Annotated in this window: 23 protein-coding genes; 21 read left to right on the top strand and 2 right to left on the bottom strand. The window is 50.6% G+C overall.

The features are described 5' to 3' along the window. Window positions 1-46 precede the first annotated feature (46 nt). From SBO83_RS04345 to SBO83_RS04390, 10 genes are all read left to right on the top strand, one after another. The gene (locus SBO83_RS04345; protein ID WP_396130567.1) at window positions 47-250 is read left to right on the top strand and encodes a Cro/CI family transcriptional regulator; all 204 of its coding nucleotides are present in this window, start codon (window positions 47-49) and stop codon (window positions 248-250) included. Between the two features lie 19 nt (window positions 251-269). Then, complete coding sequence (locus SBO83_RS04350; RefSeq protein ID WP_084674157.1) at window positions 270-803, top strand: YmfL family putative regulatory protein; 534 nt, start codon at window positions 270-272, stop codon at window positions 801-803. 175 nt (window positions 804-978) lie between these two features. Beyond that, entirely contained in the window at window positions 979-1,155 is a 177-nt protein-coding gene (locus SBO83_RS04355) for a DUF4222 domain-containing protein (RefSeq protein ID WP_396130568.1), read from the top strand. Next, on the top strand, window positions 1,152-2,162 hold the full coding sequence (locus SBO83_RS04360) for a conserved phage C-terminal domain-containing protein (RefSeq protein ID WP_396130569.1): 1,011 nt from the start codon (window positions 1,152-1,154) through the stop codon (window positions 2,160-2,162). The genes SBO83_RS04355 and SBO83_RS04360 overlap by 4 nt, the downstream gene beginning before the upstream one ends. After that, a complete protein-coding gene (locus SBO83_RS04365; RefSeq protein ID WP_396130570.1) occupies window positions 2,159-2,698 on the top strand; it encodes a phage N-6-adenine-methyltransferase in 540 nt (179 codons plus the stop codon). The genes SBO83_RS04360 and SBO83_RS04365 overlap by 4 nt, the downstream gene beginning before the upstream one ends. Further along, window positions 2,695-2,856 (top strand): hypothetical protein, encoded by a 162-nt coding sequence (locus SBO83_RS04370; RefSeq protein ID WP_396130571.1) that lies wholly within the window; start codon window positions 2,695-2,697, stop codon window positions 2,854-2,856. The genes SBO83_RS04365 and SBO83_RS04370 overlap by 4 nt, the downstream gene beginning before the upstream one ends. Then, a complete protein-coding gene (locus SBO83_RS04375) occupies window positions 2,847-3,221 on the top strand; it encodes a RusA family crossover junction endodeoxyribonuclease (protein WP_396130572.1) in 375 nt (124 codons plus the stop codon). Before SBO83_RS04370 ends, SBO83_RS04375 begins: the two co-directional genes overlap by 10 nt. A gap of 14 nt (window positions 3,222-3,235) precedes the next feature. Then, complete coding sequence (locus SBO83_RS04380) at window positions 3,236-3,925, top strand: phage antirepressor KilAC domain-containing protein (RefSeq protein ID WP_396130573.1); 690 nt, start codon at window positions 3,236-3,238, stop codon at window positions 3,923-3,925. Continuing rightward, window positions 3,922-4,944, top strand: a complete 1,023-nt coding sequence (locus SBO83_RS04385) for a DUF968 domain-containing protein (RefSeq protein ID WP_396130574.1) — start codon at window positions 3,922-3,924, stop codon at window positions 4,942-4,944. The genes SBO83_RS04380 and SBO83_RS04385 overlap by 4 nt, the downstream gene beginning before the upstream one ends. 14 nt (window positions 4,945-4,958) lie before the next feature. Further along, a complete protein-coding gene (locus SBO83_RS04390) occupies window positions 4,959-5,321 on the top strand; it encodes an antiterminator Q family protein (RefSeq protein WP_396130575.1) in 363 nt (120 codons plus the stop codon). A 44-nt stretch (window positions 5,322-5,365) separates the two neighbouring features. Here the strand turns inward: SBO83_RS04390 and SBO83_RS04395 are convergent, their stop codons facing one another. Together SBO83_RS04395 and SBO83_RS04400 are read right to left on the bottom strand one after the other, a co-directional pair. Then, complete coding sequence (locus tag SBO83_RS04395) at window positions 5,366-6,019, bottom strand: hypothetical protein (RefSeq protein WP_396130576.1); 654 nt, start codon at window positions 6,017-6,019, stop codon at window positions 5,366-5,368. Window positions 6,020-6,307: 288 nt separating this feature from the next. Beyond that, entirely contained in the window at window positions 6,308-7,108 is an 801-nt protein-coding gene (locus tag SBO83_RS04400) for a DUF3800 domain-containing protein (protein ID WP_396130577.1), read from the bottom strand. Window positions 7,109-7,281: 173 nt separating this feature from the next. On the opposite strand from SBO83_RS04400, the gene SBO83_RS04405 reads away from it, so the two are divergent. The 11 genes from SBO83_RS04405 (at window position 7,282) to SBO83_RS04455 (ending at window position 14,721) form a co-directional block, all read left to right on the top strand. Then, window positions 7,282-7,662, top strand: coding sequence for a phage holin family protein (locus SBO83_RS04405; RefSeq protein WP_396130578.1), 381 nt, complete (start codon window positions 7,282-7,284; stop codon window positions 7,660-7,662). Continuing rightward, window positions 7,649-7,936 (top strand): phage holin family protein, encoded by a 288-nt coding sequence (locus tag SBO83_RS04410; RefSeq protein ID WP_034795801.1) that lies wholly within the window; start codon window positions 7,649-7,651, stop codon window positions 7,934-7,936. Before SBO83_RS04405 ends, SBO83_RS04410 begins: the two co-directional genes overlap by 14 nt. Continuing rightward, window positions 7,933-8,565 carry a glycoside hydrolase family 19 protein gene (locus tag SBO83_RS04415; protein ID WP_396130579.1) on the top strand — a complete coding sequence of 211 codons (633 nt, stop codon included), beginning with the start codon at window positions 7,933-7,935 and terminating at the stop codon, window positions 8,563-8,565. The genes SBO83_RS04410 and SBO83_RS04415 overlap by 4 nt, the downstream gene beginning before the upstream one ends. After that, window positions 8,562-9,068 (top strand): lysis protein, encoded by a 507-nt coding sequence (locus SBO83_RS04420; RefSeq protein ID WP_396130580.1) that lies wholly within the window; start codon window positions 8,562-8,564, stop codon window positions 9,066-9,068. Before SBO83_RS04415 ends, SBO83_RS04420 begins: the two co-directional genes overlap by 4 nt. 8 nt (window positions 9,069-9,076) lie before the next feature. Continuing rightward, on the top strand, window positions 9,077-9,310 hold the full coding sequence (locus SBO83_RS04425; RefSeq protein ID WP_396130581.1) for a hypothetical protein: 234 nt from the start codon (window positions 9,077-9,079) through the stop codon (window positions 9,308-9,310). A gap of 87 nt (window positions 9,311-9,397) precedes the next feature. Beyond that, complete coding sequence (locus SBO83_RS04430; protein ID WP_396130582.1) at window positions 9,398-9,883, top strand: hypothetical protein; 486 nt, start codon at window positions 9,398-9,400, stop codon at window positions 9,881-9,883. Window positions 9,884-10,360: 477 nt separating this feature from the next. Further along, window positions 10,361-10,591 (top strand): hypothetical protein, encoded by a 231-nt coding sequence (locus tag SBO83_RS04435; protein WP_396130583.1) that lies wholly within the window; start codon window positions 10,361-10,363, stop codon window positions 10,589-10,591. Window positions 10,592-10,649: 58 nt separating this feature from the next. Further along, window positions 10,650-11,000: an HNH endonuclease gene (locus SBO83_RS04440; protein ID WP_396130584.1), complete on the top strand. Its 351-nt coding sequence runs from the start codon at window positions 10,650-10,652 to the stop codon at window positions 10,998-11,000. Between the two features lie 209 nt (window positions 11,001-11,209). Further along, window positions 11,210-11,683, top strand: a complete 474-nt coding sequence (locus tag SBO83_RS04445; protein WP_396130585.1) for a phage terminase small subunit P27 family — start codon at window positions 11,210-11,212, stop codon at window positions 11,681-11,683. Window positions 11,684-11,686: 3 nt separating this feature from the next. Beyond that, entirely contained in the window at window positions 11,687-13,417 is a 1,731-nt protein-coding gene (locus tag SBO83_RS04450) for a terminase TerL endonuclease subunit (protein WP_396130586.1), read from the top strand. Continuing rightward, complete coding sequence (locus SBO83_RS04455) at window positions 13,417-14,721, top strand: phage portal protein (protein WP_396130587.1); 1,305 nt, start codon at window positions 13,417-13,419, stop codon at window positions 14,719-14,721. The genes SBO83_RS04450 and SBO83_RS04455 overlap by 1 nt, the downstream gene beginning before the upstream one ends. Window positions 14,722-14,724 lie beyond the last annotated feature (3 nt).

The raw sequence follows: 14,724 nt of genomic DNA on the forward strand, positions 1-14,724 counted from the left end.
TGTGAATATACGATGTAAGCATACTTACTTTTATGGTGGAGGAAGCATGTTCAAAAGTGATGTTCTTAAGCATTTCGGTGGTACTTCAAAAACGGCAAGCGCATTAGATATTTCTCACAGTGCTGTTTGCCAGTGGGGAGAAGTGATTCCAGAAAAACAGGCAATGAAAGTCGAGAGAATTACGAAGGGAAAAATCAAATATTCCCCTTCTTTCTACGAAAAGACTATCACCACCGCACCGCAGGCATAACTACCCAAGGAAAAGCGAAATGGTAGACATCAAAACAGCAGTAAAAGCGATGTGCAAAGCCTTCCCCGGCGGTCGGTCTGCAATGGCTGGTGGACTGGGAATGACTGAAACGCAGTTCAACAACAACCTTTACGAGAAGAATGGCTGCCGTTTTTTCGAAGTGACCGAGCTGGAAGCAATCGAGGATCTGAGCGGTACCAGTTTCTTGGCTGAGTACTTCGCCCAACGCCGCGGCGGCCTGTTCGTAGATATCCCGCAATTGGATGAGTTGGATCAGGTTGAGTTGTTCAGCCGGAGCATGCGCACAGCAGCGCATCGTGGCCACGTCGACATGATTATTCAGGCATCGCTTGAAGATGGTGTGATTGATTCGGCAGAGGCCGCAGAAATCATGACATATCACCAGCGCCACTTGGCGGCACGTGATGCAGAGGTTAGGGCGGTGATTGCGCTGTTCAGCAAGAAGTCGAAGGCCGGAAAGGTTGAAGCCCCAAGTGTGCAGCTCGGGGCTTCGGGTGCATTAACTAAACAGTGTGGAGTAGATAACGCATGAACAGTTTACTCGTAAAAGCTGGGATACCGCAAATGCGCTGTGTGGCAGTGCCTAGCAGTACCTGTGGCTCTTTCTCGTATGAAGTGATGATAGGTGGCAGCTGGGTGCCGTGCAACTACCAGTTTGCCGTCCGTTGGGTAGGTTACGTGACCGCGCAGCGTAAGAAGGTGGACGCATGTCAGAAGAAATCCAAAAGCTGGACAGGCGTTACAAAGATTGGCAGGGCGTTCTGGTCCACGTCGTGGGATTTGATAGACCCGGCGAACGAGTCATCTACATGCGAGAAGGGTATGAGCATGAATGCGCCTATCCAGTTGAGAGATTCCGTAAGAGGTTCACGAGGATTCTATGAGCGTTAAGTTATCCGCATACGTTTGGGATGGTTGCGCGGCTGCCGGTTTAAAAATATCGGCGGTGGCCATTATGGCGCGCCTCGCTGACTTTAGCTCTGACGAGGGCTTGTGCTGGCCGTCTATTGCAACCATCGCCCGCCAGCTGGGTGCCGGAGAAAGTACCGTGCGCACCACGCTAGGCAAACTTGAGGCCGACGGCTGGGTCAGCAGCACCCAGCGCCGCAAGGGAAACCGCAACACATCGAACATGTACCAGTTGAACATCGCCAAGCTGCGCGCTGCTGCTGAGGCGTCAGATTCTGACACGTCAAAATCTGACACATCAAATTCTGACCGTTCAAAATCTGATGCATCAAAATCCAACACGAATACCGGTTTTCACCCGCCAGAATCTGGGGGGGATCCGTTAGTAAATTCAAAACAAGATCCATCAGATATTAAAACCCTTTGTCAGCCTGCTGCGCTGACCGACGCCGAGGTTGAAATTACTGATCGGGCTAAACAGGTCTTGAACTACCTGAACCAAATCACTGGCTCACGCTATCAGGTCAGCAAATCCTCGCTGGATAACATCCGCGCCAGACTGCGAGAAGGCTTCACTGTTGAAGAGCAGCAACTGACGGTGGATTACCTGCATGCCAAGTGGGGCGGCGATCTGGAAATGGCCGAATACCTGCGTCCGGCGACGCTGTTCCAGCCTTCGAAATTCCCCGGCTATCTGGAAGGCGCAAACGCGTGGAAGCGCGATGGTCGTCCGGCCCGCAAAAATGGGAAGTGGGATCGCGGCGGTGATGTTTCCGTTGACACGACAGAGCGCGACATGGCTTACCGCCGTTTCATCAGCGGAGTGGCCGGAACGAAAGCACCAAGCGATTTGGAAAAGCAGGTTTGTGCCGAAGCCAGCCGGGCAAACGTTCGTGGGATGCGTAGCGATTTCGCGATATCAGCATGGAACCGTGTTTGGAAAGAGTGCGCGCAGCGCCAGCAGCAGGGGACCGCAGTATGAATGAATTCGCTAGCCATACCCCGGTAGAGCACAAAGACCGCTGGCAGACGCCGCTGGAAGTGTTCACCGCTTTGGATCTGGAATTTGGTTTCTACTTGGACGCAGCTGCCGACGACCAGAACGCGCTGTGCGCCCGGTACCTGACCGAAGCCGCCAATGCACTGACCACCGAGTGGGAAAGCTACGGTGCCATCTGGTGCAACCCGCCATACAGCGCAATAACGCCATGGGTAGAAAAGGCCGCCGAGCAGTGCCGAGCCCAAAATCAGCCCGTAGTTATGCTCCTTCCCGCCGACACTTCGACAGGTTGGTTTGCTCAGGCGCTGGCCACCGCCGACGAAATCCGGTTTATCACCGAGGGCCGTCTGTCGTTTATCAATGCCGGAACCGGCAAGCCGGGCAAGAACGGCAACAGCAAGGGCAGCATGTTGGTGATCTGGCGTCCTTTTATCAAACCGCGTGGGCAGTTCACGACAGTGTGTCGCGACGTGCTGCTGAGTATTGGCGCTGGCTATTTGCAGGAGGTGGCAGCGTGAACGAGTTCCAGAAAATCTGGCTTGCCGCCTACAACGGCTGGCTGGTTGCTGTCTCCCCTTCGGGGGAGCTGCATCCCACTGATTACACCGCGGCGCGGGAACATGCAGATGCTGTGCTGAACAGCCTGATCAAGGCGGGGGAGGTTGCATGCAGCTGACCCTGCCATTCCCGCCGAGCGTTAACGGCTACTGGCGCGCCACCAGCAAAGGCATGCTGATGAGCGCACGCGGCAGGGTTTACCGTTCAAACGCTGTAGCCGCCGTTTATGAGCAACTCAAACGCAAGCCCAAGCCGCTGACCGCCGAGTTGGACGTTCACGTCGTGCTGTTTCCGCCGACCCGCGCGCGCCGGGATCTGGATAACTTCCAGAAGGCGCTGTTTGACAGCCTGACGCATGCAGGGGTCTGGGCGGACGACAGCCAAGTGAAAAGAATGACTGTTGAATGGGGAGAGTTAACGAAAGAGGGAAAAGCAGAAGTACGGATCATCGATTTCAAACCAGCCGGTGTGCAGCCGGTTTAACGTGTGGGGTAATTATGTCGAACAGTCTGCTGTCAGGAAAAGTGGTAACGATGTCGAGCCGAGAGATTGCCGCGCTGGTGCAGAGTAAGCACAGCGATGTGAAGCGGTCGGCTGAACGTCTCGCAGTTGGTGGAGTTTTAACCGCGCCGTTGGCGCAGTTCGAATTTGAGCATAACGGTAATATTTATTTTGAGTATCGATTCAATAAGCGCGATTCGCTGGTTCTGGTTGCTCAGTTGTCTCCGCAGTTCACCGCTGCGGTAATTGACCGTTGGCAAGAACTGGAATCTAAAAGTCTGGTGCCGCAGACACTGCCGGAGGCTTTGCGCCTTGCTGCGGATCTCGCCGATGAGAAACAGGCTTTGGAATCTCAGCTGGCGCTGGTCGCACCGAAGGCTGAATTTGTCGATCGGTATGTGGCCGCTAAAGGTTCAATGGGATTTCGGTCAGTCTGCAAGCTTCTGAAGGCCAAGGAGCCGGAATTCCGCCTGTTCATGATTGATGAAAAAATCATGTACCGGCAGGACGGGCAGTACACGCCATACAGCGTCCATCTGGAAACGGGACGATTCGAAGTGAAGACCGGCACAAGCCATGTTAGCCAGCATGCATTTCGTCAGACGCGGTTTACGCCAAAGGGGGTTCAGTGGATTGCCGGGCTTTGGGCCGACCATCAGCGCAAGAAACAGGAGAGCGCAGCGTGAGAGCATTACTTAAGCCCTACGCCCAGCGCGCGGCCGGTGTTGGCATATTTACGCCCGGTACCGACTTGATGTGGCTGTTCGACCAAAAGCAGCTGCTCGTTTCTACGGTTCCGCCGGAGTTAGCGGACCAGCCTGACGGCAAACTGCCGGATGTCATTCATTCGCTGGTGGATGACCAGCGCCTGAAAGATTTCTTCATGAATGAGCGAGTATTGAACGCTGCTGGCGGCGAGTGGGCGCTGAGAGACTGGTTAAAACGGATCATGACCTGCCAGTGGACGCGCAGCGATGACAAGTATCACACCAAGGAAATGGACACGCTTAAATATGGCCACAGCGGCGTCCGCCTGTGCTGGCACCACGAAAATAAGTTCAGAGAGCACATTCTGGACGAGCTGGACAGGCTGGCCGACCGGAACCGCGCTGAGTTTATCATCGTAAGCGCCGTGAGAGAGCTGAAGCTATCGGAAGGCCACCAGCTGAGCTTCTATGACTTGTGCTGGTGGGCCACGCTGCGGGGACTGGTTGACCTGATGCCCTACGATGCCGCGCGCCACGCGCTGGGCTGGCAGTCAGAAAAGCCGATTAAGTCGGTTGGCCGCGAGTCGGACATTGTGCCGGAGGCGCATCCTGTTCAGGTGCTGAAAGAGCGCGTTGAGCCGGTTAAGGCAGTTCTACACGTTGCCATTGACCCGGAGACGCCGGAATCCTTTATGCTGCGACCGAAGCGCCGCCGCTGGGAGAGCGCCAAGTACACGCAGTGGGTTAAGCGTCAGCCGTGCTGCGGCTGTGGTAATCAGGCCGACGACCCGCACCACATCACGGGTAATGGCTTCGGCGGTATGGGAACCAAAGCGCATGACATGTTCGTGATCCCGCTGTGCAGGCAGTGTCACGACAGGCTCCATGCGAATACGGCCGAGTGGGAAGAAGAGAATGGCAGCCAGTTACTTCTGGCTATGCGGACAATGGACAGCGCGCTGGCGATGGGTGTTATCGCTACGGGCAAAGCAAAATAAGTGTGGAGAGAATAATGCGAGATATTCAGGAAGTTTTATCGAGGTGGGGTTTTTGGGCGCGCGATAATAGTGGGGTCGATTTTTCTCATATTGCTGCTGGTTTCAAGGGACTACTGCCAGAACAAGGTAGCAGTAAAAAAAGTTGTTCTGATGATGACGGTATCACAATCGATCATGCTGTCGGGCGTCTAAAAGCAGTTAGAAAGCCTGAAGAGTTGGAATTGATTTTAAAACACTATGTTTTCGGACAATCTAAATCTGCGATTGCAAGAGCTAAAAAATGCAATGAAAGAGAGATTAGAAGGCAGTTACAAGTTGCTGAGGGGTTTATTGATGGCTGCCTTTCCATAATAGGTAAAAAATTAGACATGGACTAAATAAGATGTAGGCGCACTGAGCTCTCAGCGCGCCTTTTATACGCTTATTTTTTTATTTTTTTAATAAGTGATTCTAGAAGTTCATCAAGTTTCGATGTTTCAATAGCTATGGACTGCTTTCTGGAAAGCTCCTCAATTACAGAAATATGGCTGTTTACTTTAGCTGCTAGTAAATCGTCATCAATTCCGAACCAGATAGTTTTTTCATAATCATGCCGCATTTCGCGATGTTGCCGAATTTGTTCTTCAGTCAGACCTTCTTCTATAGGCAGCCAATAATGCGTACCTAGGGAGTGTGCAGCTCCCAAAATGTTGTTTATCTCTATTCTAATCCCTTCAAATGGCTCTGAGTATTTTTCCCCAAACAAGGCCATAATCGAGTATTTTTGAGAAGCTAGTTCGGAAAATATTTTTTCATATTTTTGGTATCGCTCATATGGCACAAATGCTCTATCTCGTTGCCCACCTTCTGCTGGATTCTCACCATCTTGTTTGGGTCTTGACCCCCCTTCGTTTCCGAAGGATAAGGGGCTGCGGATATAGCGTATAGCATCCCTTGCTTCATAAAACATGGCTAAAACTTTTTCTAAAGCCTCTAGGCGACGCTTCCCTAAAAACTCACGTCTCCAGGAGTTTAATCCATACAAGAAGGCAATAGCGGCGAGAAGAAAAGTGAGTGCAGCTATAAAGCTTGACATAAAATTTCCTTAAAAAAGACTAACTCGGCCCGAATTATATATTGTATTGTGTTAAGAGTGGTTACGTAGTCACAAAGCTTAGACAATCTGAAGCCTCATTTCTCTGAGGTTTATGTTGTGTGAGTGAGTTAAGAGTTTGACGAAAATGGTAACCAAACTTATACTTTAACTATCAAATTTGGGAATGAAGAGGCGGCTCCCAAACCAAAACCGCCAAGTTGGTCACTTCGGCTTCGGCCTGGGACTCCAACCGCGTAGGCTGAGAGGTCTACACTCAAACAAACGTTATTACCTTCCCGGAAGAGGTTTAGCCAGCGTTACCTTCTTGGTTTCAATATCTCTGATTCCCCTTGCCTTGTCGTAAAAATACCAAATATTAAATTTGCGCTCACCTGGCCATGTATCGTGGCAAAGATTTTCCCAGCCTAAATTTTCGGCTAATTTATTGGCTAGGGCGACTTTCGTTTCAGAAGAAATTTTACCCTGAAAAGAGCTCATAACGGCACCCAATAAAAAGTCCGAAATTTGTATGTTCTCTGAAGACTTTGAATCTTTGACGACTACTGAACTAATTATATTTTTAACCCCAAAATCCCGATTTAATGTGTTGTTAGCTATTACATGAAATGCTTCATCGGCCTTCTTATAGCGAGAAGGGAGTGGGTCAACTTCAATACGAAAGTTACAATCACGTTCTGGATGAGCTTTGATAACACTCGAGACCTTAGTGACGATGAGTTTAGTAAAATGCTTGCGCATAGCCAAATCGTAATCGTTGTTGTGGAATTTCTTATTAACGATTGATTTCTCAACAACAATACAGTGAAAAGCTAACCAGTGATGGCTGAAGAAGACGTCAATCAACTCTTGATAGAAAGGGGCAAACCTTTTCGAGTTTGTTTTTTGCCATTTGATTTCATCATAAAACTGGTGTTTTTCTCTTAAATCTCTTATTAATTTTGAAAAATCACCTCGTCTTTGATACTTCATCCAAAGACTACCAAAGCCGTAAAATCTCTGCCCATCAATACCGGATTCATCGCATGCAACATGCCAGATAAGTTTTCCGGGGCTGGCAATATTTGTCATAGGTTACTCTCAGAAATTTGGCTTAATTATAAACATTTAAACATATCTTTTATTTCCGGATAAGGCTGTGTTTTTATCCACGTATATCCAATCCACTTAGGCTGCCATTTTGGCGGCCTTTTTTTATGCCCTCGATTCGATGGAGGACAACAACAGCGATAAGGGGTTTATCAATGTCTGAGCCTGTATCAGCAACAGCAGCTTCAGCGGCACTCGCTACGGTCGGTGTGTTTGGGTGGTTTACTGGCCTTGATTACGGCGTTGTGTTTGGGGCGTTTGCTGGGGCTGTGTTCTATGTCACATCAGCAGTAGACCTGTCAGCGTGGCGGCGTATCTCATATTTCGGTGTGTCGTTCCTGTGCGGCCTGTTTGGTGCTGGCGTCGCTGGCGCAAAGTTAGCGGCTTGGCTCAACTATCCCGATAAACCATTGGATGCCTTGGGCGCGGTGATCATCTCCGCACTGGCGGTGCAGTTGCTTACGTTCGCCAGCAACAGGGCAAAGAACCCAACATCACTGATTGATCGGTGGAGGGGGCAAAGTGGTACTAAATGACCCGCTTGTTATCTCTAACGTGGTGCTGTGCAGTCTGGTGGTGATCCGGTTGTGCTTCTTTCGAAAGAATGGGGCAACGCACCGACGCTGGGCTGCTTGGCTGGCTTACCTGCTTATCTTGGCTTACGGCAGTGTGCCGATCCGCTTCTGGTTCGATCACTACCACAACACGCACTGGGCGTCGTTCGCACTTAACGCCATCATCTGCATCGCGATATACCGCGCTGGCGGGAACGTCGCCAAACTCTTCAGTGTTCTGAGACATCCACAATGACAAAAGACCAATTTCAACGGGCGGCTTCACTCAGCGCCGAGTTAGCCACGCGCTGGTATCCGCATCTGGTTTCTACCATGACCGAATTCAGCATCACGACACCGGCGCGGCAGGCGGCATTCATCGCGCAGATCGGCACTGAGTCCGGCGGGTTCAAAACGCTGTCCGAGTCGTTCAACTATTCGATTGCTGGCCTGTCAGTGTTCGGAAACCGCCTCACCGCGTCGCAGCGCGAGCAGCTGGGCCGCCGGAACGGGGAAGGCCCGTTATCGCTCGAGCGCCAGCGTGCTATTGCCAATCTGGCGTATGCAAACCGCTTCGGCAACAAAGCGGCCGGAGACGGCTATAAATTCCGTGGGCGGGGCCTGAAGCAGATCACGTTCCTCGACAACTACCTCGCCTGTGGCCGCGCGCTGGGCATCGACCTTATCAGCGACCCGGACCTGCTATTGCAGGACGAATACGCGGCGCGGTCGGCGGGCTGGTTCTGGAAGGCCAATAACTGCAATCGCTTTGCAGACTCAAGCGACTTCACCGGGCTGACGAAGTGCATCAATGGCGGCATTAACGGGCTGCCAGACCGTCAGGCCCGCTTGCTGGTGGCGCAAAAGGCGCTGGGGCTGAAATGAACGTTAAGGCGTTAGTGATTGCCGCTGCGCTGCTGGCCGCTGGTGTGACGTGGTGGATTGAGGGCATGCGCTGGGATAAAGACGTTGCCAGCCTGAAAGAGTCCCACGCCCTTGCACTGAAGAAGATCAGCGATAAAGCCTTCGCAGATCTAACCGCCGCCAACCAGCGCACCGCTGAAGCGCAGGCCGCGGCAGCTGAATTAGATAAGAAGCATACCGAGGAATTAGCCAATGAACTGGCAAAAAATGAAGCCCTTCGCGCTGACGTTGCCGCTGGCACTCGCCGCGTGCGGATCGCATCAGCCAACCTTGCAACCTGTGAGCTCACCCGGGGCAACAATACCGGAGGCAGCAGCGTGGGCAATGCAGTACAAGTCGAACTCTCTGACGCTGGTGGACGGGCTGTTCTCGATCTCCGAGCCAGCGCCATCAAAGACGGCGAAGTGATTCAGTACCTTCAAGGCTACATCACCAAGGTTGTGAAGCAGTGCAAAATTAAATAGGTGGAACGATGGATGTTAAATATTTAAGCCAGGCCCACGGGCTGCTACAAAAGATAAGTGAGCTTAAGCGTGAGCATGACATAGTTGCTGGTGGTGGCGGGTTAGGCGTAACGGTTCAGTCGCAATATCAGGATGACGCATTCGTTAATGCCATTCGGCCTCACGTATTGGCTGAGATCATTAAGCGTATTGAGGCAAAGCAGGATCACCTCAAACAGCTTGGCGTAACATTTTCAGAGTGAATGCACTTAGGCATTACAGAAGGCATTCACTGAGTGCCTGTGATAATGCTTTGCGCTAAAGTAAGTTTATTAAATCATGGAGGGATAATGGACGAGCACTACTTAGCATACCAATCACTTGAAGTGGCAAGGGATTCAGCAAATTGGGCATTCTGGGCGATGGTATTAACCGGAGTTGGCTCGATATTTTCATTTATAGCGTTATTAATAACGGGCGCTGCTGGATTTATTGCTTTCAAAACAATGAATTCTTGGAAGGAGCAAGCAAAACAGCAACAGCTTATTAGGTTAAAAAGAGCAGTATTTGATTATCGGCGAAAGATAGAAGAACTGATCGTGCTTTCAAAGGATGAATTTAACCTAGCAGTAAATAATGAATTGCAACCACTTTTATCTAATATTTTTCATGAGTTAGTTTTGGCTGGTTTGGACGAGGAGGAATGTCCACAAGCTATTTTATTTGGAGAGTTATGCGTGGAGCATAACCTTCATAGAGATCAGGCCTCTGAGTGGACCAAGGTTTTTAGGGCGGCAATAAATTTACAGGAATCGATAAAAATATCCTTGAAATGATAATTTCCTACCCAAAGCGTAAGGGTAATAATATATGAAGCTTAGATACGACCTGCTCGGTGCTGGGGTTAATGGTGAAAATCGACATCCAGCCGAAGTGTTAAAAGAACTGAATATAAGTTACCAGCGTTACGAGGGTTGCCCCGTTGCCGACTGTATTTTTTTGCATAATGCTCAATTAACAGATGACCATTTGCCACCTTGGATAACAGTTTGCAAGCGTAATCAATAAGCCCTATTAGGCATTACAGCAGGCATTCACTGAGTGCCTGTGATAATGCTGCCCATAGCATGGCGGGTTCAGGAAACTGGTTGCAACATTGAGTAGTGCGCAATGTTCAATGCCAAGAGCTGGGGACTTAGCCCGCCGTGCTATGGGTATCAAATCGAATGCATTCCTAATTACCATTGACTGCAAGTTTTCATGGGAAAGAAATCGCCTTATACTGGCAAAAAAACACAATCATTGGTGAAATAATGTCAGCAGATAATCGATTTATTGTATTCGCCTACGACCACTGTGAAGGCGCTGGCGGTACTGGTGATATTCATTGTGTCACTTCGACTCTCAAAGATGCAGAGGATGCCGCTCAAAGCGACGAAGCTAGAAATAACAGCGACACGATAGAGATTTACGATATTCAGGAAGAGAATATAGTTTGCTCGTTTTATCACACAGTGCAGGGCGAGTGGTATAGAGACGAGTAGCGCTAAAAATTAATGAAACACTAAACCGCCTCCGGGCGGTTTTTTTTATGGGTGAAATATGCCAGCAAGAATCCCACGGTCATGCCGAAAGCATGGGTGCCCAAAAACAACCATCGAACGGTCAGGCTATTGCCCTGACCATATAAACGCCGGATGGGAAGCCCACCAGCAAGGTAAGAGCAGGCATGAGCGAGGTTATGGTGTGCAATGGGACAAGCTGCGCCCTCTGATACTGTCGCGTGACAAACACCTGTGTCAGCAGTGTAAGCGTGAAGGGCGAGTGACTGCCGCACAAACCGTTGACCATATCATTGCCAAAGCAAATGGTGGCACTGATGACCACGGCAACCTCGAGAGCCTGTGCTGGCCACATCACCGAACGAAGACAGCAACTGAAAGACTGAAATGATAATCATTATCAACTAAAGGGTGGTGGATAGTTGCATTTTGAATCATTTCAATTCAAATGATAATGATTCTCATCTGTGAGGGAGGGGCGGGCAAAGAGTTCACCCCTCTCGCCTTAAAGGACCGCCGCCTAAGTTTTTGTCGCACGCCCGCAGGTTGGAAAAGATTTTTAGGGGTACCCCAACAAACTATTAATAGGAGTTTTCGATTATGTCCGGACCACCGAAAACCCCGACGCATCTGGTTTTATTGACAGGGAACCCATCAAAACGAGCCATCAATAAAAACGAACCAAAACCCCCTTCAGGGGTACCCCCAATTCCGAAGCATTTGGACAAGATGGGGAAGTACTGGTTTAAGCGGATCGGGGATGAACTCGACGCTATTGGCGTGATGACCAAGCTCGATGGCAAGGCACTCGAACTGTTGATCGAAGCCTATACAGAATATCGCCATCACTGCGATGTTTTGGCCGAAGAGGGATACACCTACAAATCAAAATCAGCAACCGGTGACGATATGGTGAAAGCTCATCCCGCCGCCGTGATGAAATCTGATGCATGGAAACGTATCCGGGCGATGCTCGGTGAATTTGGCATGACTCCAGCAAGCCGGGCAAAGGTTGGCGGTAAAAGCCCGGCGGAAGTCGACCCCCTCGATGAATTTTTGAAAAAGCGCAAATGATGAATGGCAACCGTTTCGGAAGGTATCCAGTACGCAGAGCGCGTGCTCACCGGCGAGATTGTTGCTGGCGAACTGGTGCGGCTTTCGTGCCAACGATTCCTTAACGATTTAGAGCATGGGCCGGAACGCGGCGTCTACTTCAGCGAGGAGCGCGCCCAGCACATCCTCGATTTTTATAATTTCGTTCCCCACGTTAAAGGTGCATTAGCAGGCAAGCCAATAGAGCTGATGGCTTGGGACGTTTTCATTTTGATAAACCTCTTTGGCTTCGTTATCCCCCTGATCGATGAAATGACGGGGGAACAGATGTTCGATGACGACGGCGACGCCATCATGGTTCGCCGATTCCGAACTGCCTATAACGAGGTTGCACGTAAAAATGCAAAATCCACCCTTTCTTCTGGCATTGGCCTTTACATGACTGGCGCGGACGGCGAGGGCGGGGCCGAGGTTTATTCAGCCGCTACCACGCGAGATCAGGCACGCATCGTTTTCGATGATGCCAAGAACATGATCAAGAAGGCACCCCGCACGCTGGGTAGGTTATTTGGTCATGTAAAACTTAATATCCATCAGGAGAGAACGGCCTCTAAGTTCGAACCTCTTTCCAGTGATGCGAATAACCTTGATGGCTTGAACATTCATTGCGGGATTGTCGATGAGCTGCATGCTCACCGCACCCGTGACGTTTGGGATGTTTTAGAAACGGCGACCGGTGCGCGTCTCCAATCACTTCTGTTTGCCATAACAACCGCGGGAACAAACAAGGAAGGGATCTGTTTTGAGCAGCGAGACTATGCAATCAAAGTTTTGCGCGGTGTTGTTGAAGACGACACTTATTTTGCTGTCATTTACACCCTTGATGAAGACGACGATCCGTTTGATGAAAAGAACTGGCCGAAGGCAAATCCCGGACTAGGGATTTGTAAGCGCTGGGATGATATGCGCCGACTGGCTAAAAAGGCCAAAGAGCAGATCGCCGCGCGGCCTAACTTCTTCACCAAGCACCTCAATATCTGGGTGACGGCCGAAAGCGCTTGGATGGATATGGATCGCTGGGCCAAATGTGAAGGCGTTGCGCCGGATGAACAGCTATGTGCATGGCCGCTGTGGGTAGGTATCGACCTCTCGAATAAAATCGATATCTGCGCGGCCGCCAAAACATGGCTTGCGCCGAACGGTCATACACACTCTAAATTCAAATTTTGGATCCCTGAGGGCCGATTAGAAACAGCCCCTAATCATATCGCCGAGCTTTATAAAAAGTGGTCTGACGCAGGTTATCTGGAACTGACGGACGGTGACGTTATCGACCACGGTTACATCAAGGCGGAAGTAGAGGCGTGGGTAAAAGGGGAAAGCCTGCGAGAAATCGCATTTGACCCATGGAGTGCCACGCAGTTTAGCCTGGCGCTGGCCGAGGAGGGGCTTCCTCTCGTAGAAGTAGCTCAGACGGTCAAAAACCTCTCCGAGTCTATGAAGACGGTGCAGGCGGATATTTACGGCAACAAATTCCACCATGACGGTAATCCGGTAATGACGTGGATGATGTCCAACGTGACCGTAAAACCGGACAAAAACAACAACGTCTTCCCAAACAAATCAACACCTGAAAACAAAATCGATGGTCCGGTGGCACTGTTTACCGCCAAGAGTCGATTAATCGTTAATGGTGGCGATGATAAGCAGGACTTAACCGACTTCTTTGAAGATCCGATAATGATAGGTGTCTGATGAAATCCACAAAACAACCGGGGCGCGTAAAAAGCGCCCTTTTAAATTGGCTCGGTGTACCTATCAGTTTGACCACCGGCACGTTTTGGCAGGAGTGGATGGGTACCAGCAGCAGCGGTAAAACGGTGACCGTCGATAAGGCGATCATGCTCTCCGCTGTCTGGGCCTGTGCACGGCTGCTGAGTGAATCAGTCTCCACGCTGCCATTGAAAGTTTATAAGCGGGAAAAAGACGGTTCTCGCGCGCTGGCGACCGACCACCCAGCATACAAAGTACTCTGTAAACAGCCCAACGGAGAAATGACGCCGTCCAGATTCATGCTAATGCTCGTGGCCAGCATCTGCATGCGTGGTAATGCCTTCATTGAAAAGTTGATGATCGGGCAAAAGGTTGTTGCTCTTAACCCGCTTCTTCCTCAAAACATGGTCGTTGAGCGCCTTGATAGTGGGCAGTTGCGGTACACCTACACCGATAAAAATGGTAAACGCGATATCCCCGTGAAAAACATGATGCATATTCGCGGGTTTGGACTGGATGGCGTCTGCGGCATGATGCCGATGATGGCCGGGCGCGATGTTATTGGCTCGGCAATGGCGGTTGAAGAATCTGCCGCGAAAATCTTTGAGAACGGAATACAGAACTCAGGGTTCATTAGTGCTAAGACCGATATCAACGCGGAACAAAGAGCGCGTTTAAAGCAAAACTTGAGCACGTTTGTTGGTTCAAAGAATGCCGGTAAGGTCATGGTGCTGGAAGGCGATATGACTTATCAGGGTGTAACCATGAACCCTGAGGCTGCGCAGATGCTGGAGAGTCGCTCCTTCAGTATTGAAGAAATCTGCCGCTGGTTCCGGATCCCGCCATTTATGGTTGGCCACATGACGAAGCAAAGCAGCTGGGCGTCAAGCGTTGAAGGCATGAACCTTTTATTCCTCACAAACACGCTGCGTCCGCTGCTGGTCAATATCGAGCAGGAGATAGCACGCTGCCTGCTTGGGAACGATGAAGATTATTTTGCTGAGTTCTCGGTAGAGGGTTTGCTCCGTGCCGACAGCGCCGGGCGCGCGGCGTATTACACCACAGCCTTGCAGAATGGTTGGATGAGTCGCAACGACGTCCGCCGGCTGGAAAACCTGCCTCCAATACCGGGCGGGGACATTTATACCGTGCAGCTGAACCTCACTGCGCTTGAGGATTTACGACAAAATAACCAGGCTGCCAGAGCTAATGCACTGCTCGAACTTCATAACCAACTGTTCCCCGATATTTCTTTCGAACATTCCCCGCTGAAAAAGGCGGCCTAGGAG

The sequence above is a fragment of the Ewingella allii genome, from assembly GCF_044430645.1.
Lineage (GTDB): Bacteria > Pseudomonadota > Gammaproteobacteria > Enterobacterales > Enterobacteriaceae > Ewingella > Ewingella allii.

Coding starts and splice junctions, on each gene's coding strand:
- SBO83_RS04435 (WP_396130583.1), top strand. CDS start 10,361: ATGTCAGCAGATAATCGATTTATTGTATTCGCCTACGACCACTGTGAA.
- SBO83_RS04420 (WP_396130580.1), top strand. CDS start 8,562: ATGAACGTTAAGGCGTTAGTGATTGCCGCTGCGCTGCTGGCCGCTGGT.
- SBO83_RS04400 (WP_396130577.1), bottom strand. CDS start 7,108: ATGACAAATATTGCCAGCCCCGGAAAACTTATCTGGCATGTTGCATGC.
- SBO83_RS04360 (WP_396130569.1), top strand. CDS start 1,152: ATGAGCGTTAAGTTATCCGCATACGTTTGGGATGGTTGCGCGGCTGCC.
- SBO83_RS04350 (WP_084674157.1), top strand. CDS start 270: ATGGTAGACATCAAAACAGCAGTAAAAGCGATGTGCAAAGCCTTCCCC.
- SBO83_RS04455 (WP_396130587.1), top strand. CDS start 13,417: ATGAAATCCACAAAACAACCGGGGCGCGTAAAAAGCGCCCTTTTAAAT.
- SBO83_RS04440 (WP_396130584.1), top strand. CDS start 10,650: ATGCCAGCAAGAATCCCACGGTCATGCCGAAAGCATGGGTGCCCAAAA.
- SBO83_RS04450 (WP_396130586.1), top strand. CDS start 11,687: ATGGCAACCGTTTCGGAAGGTATCCAGTACGCAGAGCGCGTGCTCACC.
- SBO83_RS04345 (WP_396130567.1), top strand. CDS start 47: ATGTTCAAAAGTGATGTTCTTAAGCATTTCGGTGGTACTTCAAAAACG.
- SBO83_RS04430 (WP_396130582.1), top strand. CDS start 9,398: ATGGACGAGCACTACTTAGCATACCAATCACTTGAAGTGGCAAGGGAT.
- SBO83_RS04405 (WP_396130578.1), top strand. CDS start 7,282: ATGTCTGAGCCTGTATCAGCAACAGCAGCTTCAGCGGCACTCGCTACG.
- SBO83_RS04375 (WP_396130572.1), top strand. CDS start 2,847: ATGCAGCTGACCCTGCCATTCCCGCCGAGCGTTAACGGCTACTGGCGC.
- SBO83_RS04415 (WP_396130579.1), top strand. CDS start 7,933: ATGACAAAAGACCAATTTCAACGGGCGGCTTCACTCAGCGCCGAGTTA.
- SBO83_RS04390 (WP_396130575.1), top strand. CDS start 4,959: ATGCGAGATATTCAGGAAGTTTTATCGAGGTGGGGTTTTTGGGCGCGC.
- SBO83_RS04355 (WP_396130568.1), top strand. CDS start 979: ATGTCAGAAGAAATCCAAAAGCTGGACAGGCGTTACAAAGATTGGCAG.
- SBO83_RS04380 (WP_396130573.1), top strand. CDS start 3,236: ATGTCGAACAGTCTGCTGTCAGGAAAAGTGGTAACGATGTCGAGCCGA.
- SBO83_RS04425 (WP_396130581.1), top strand. CDS start 9,077: ATGGATGTTAAATATTTAAGCCAGGCCCACGGGCTGCTACAAAAGATA.
- SBO83_RS04365 (WP_396130570.1), top strand. CDS start 2,159: ATGAATGAATTCGCTAGCCATACCCCGGTAGAGCACAAAGACCGCTGG.
- SBO83_RS04395 (WP_396130576.1), bottom strand. CDS start 6,019: ATGTCAAGCTTTATAGCTGCACTCACTTTTCTTCTCGCCGCTATTGCC.
- SBO83_RS04445 (WP_396130585.1), top strand. CDS start 11,210: ATGTCCGGACCACCGAAAACCCCGACGCATCTGGTTTTATTGACAGGG.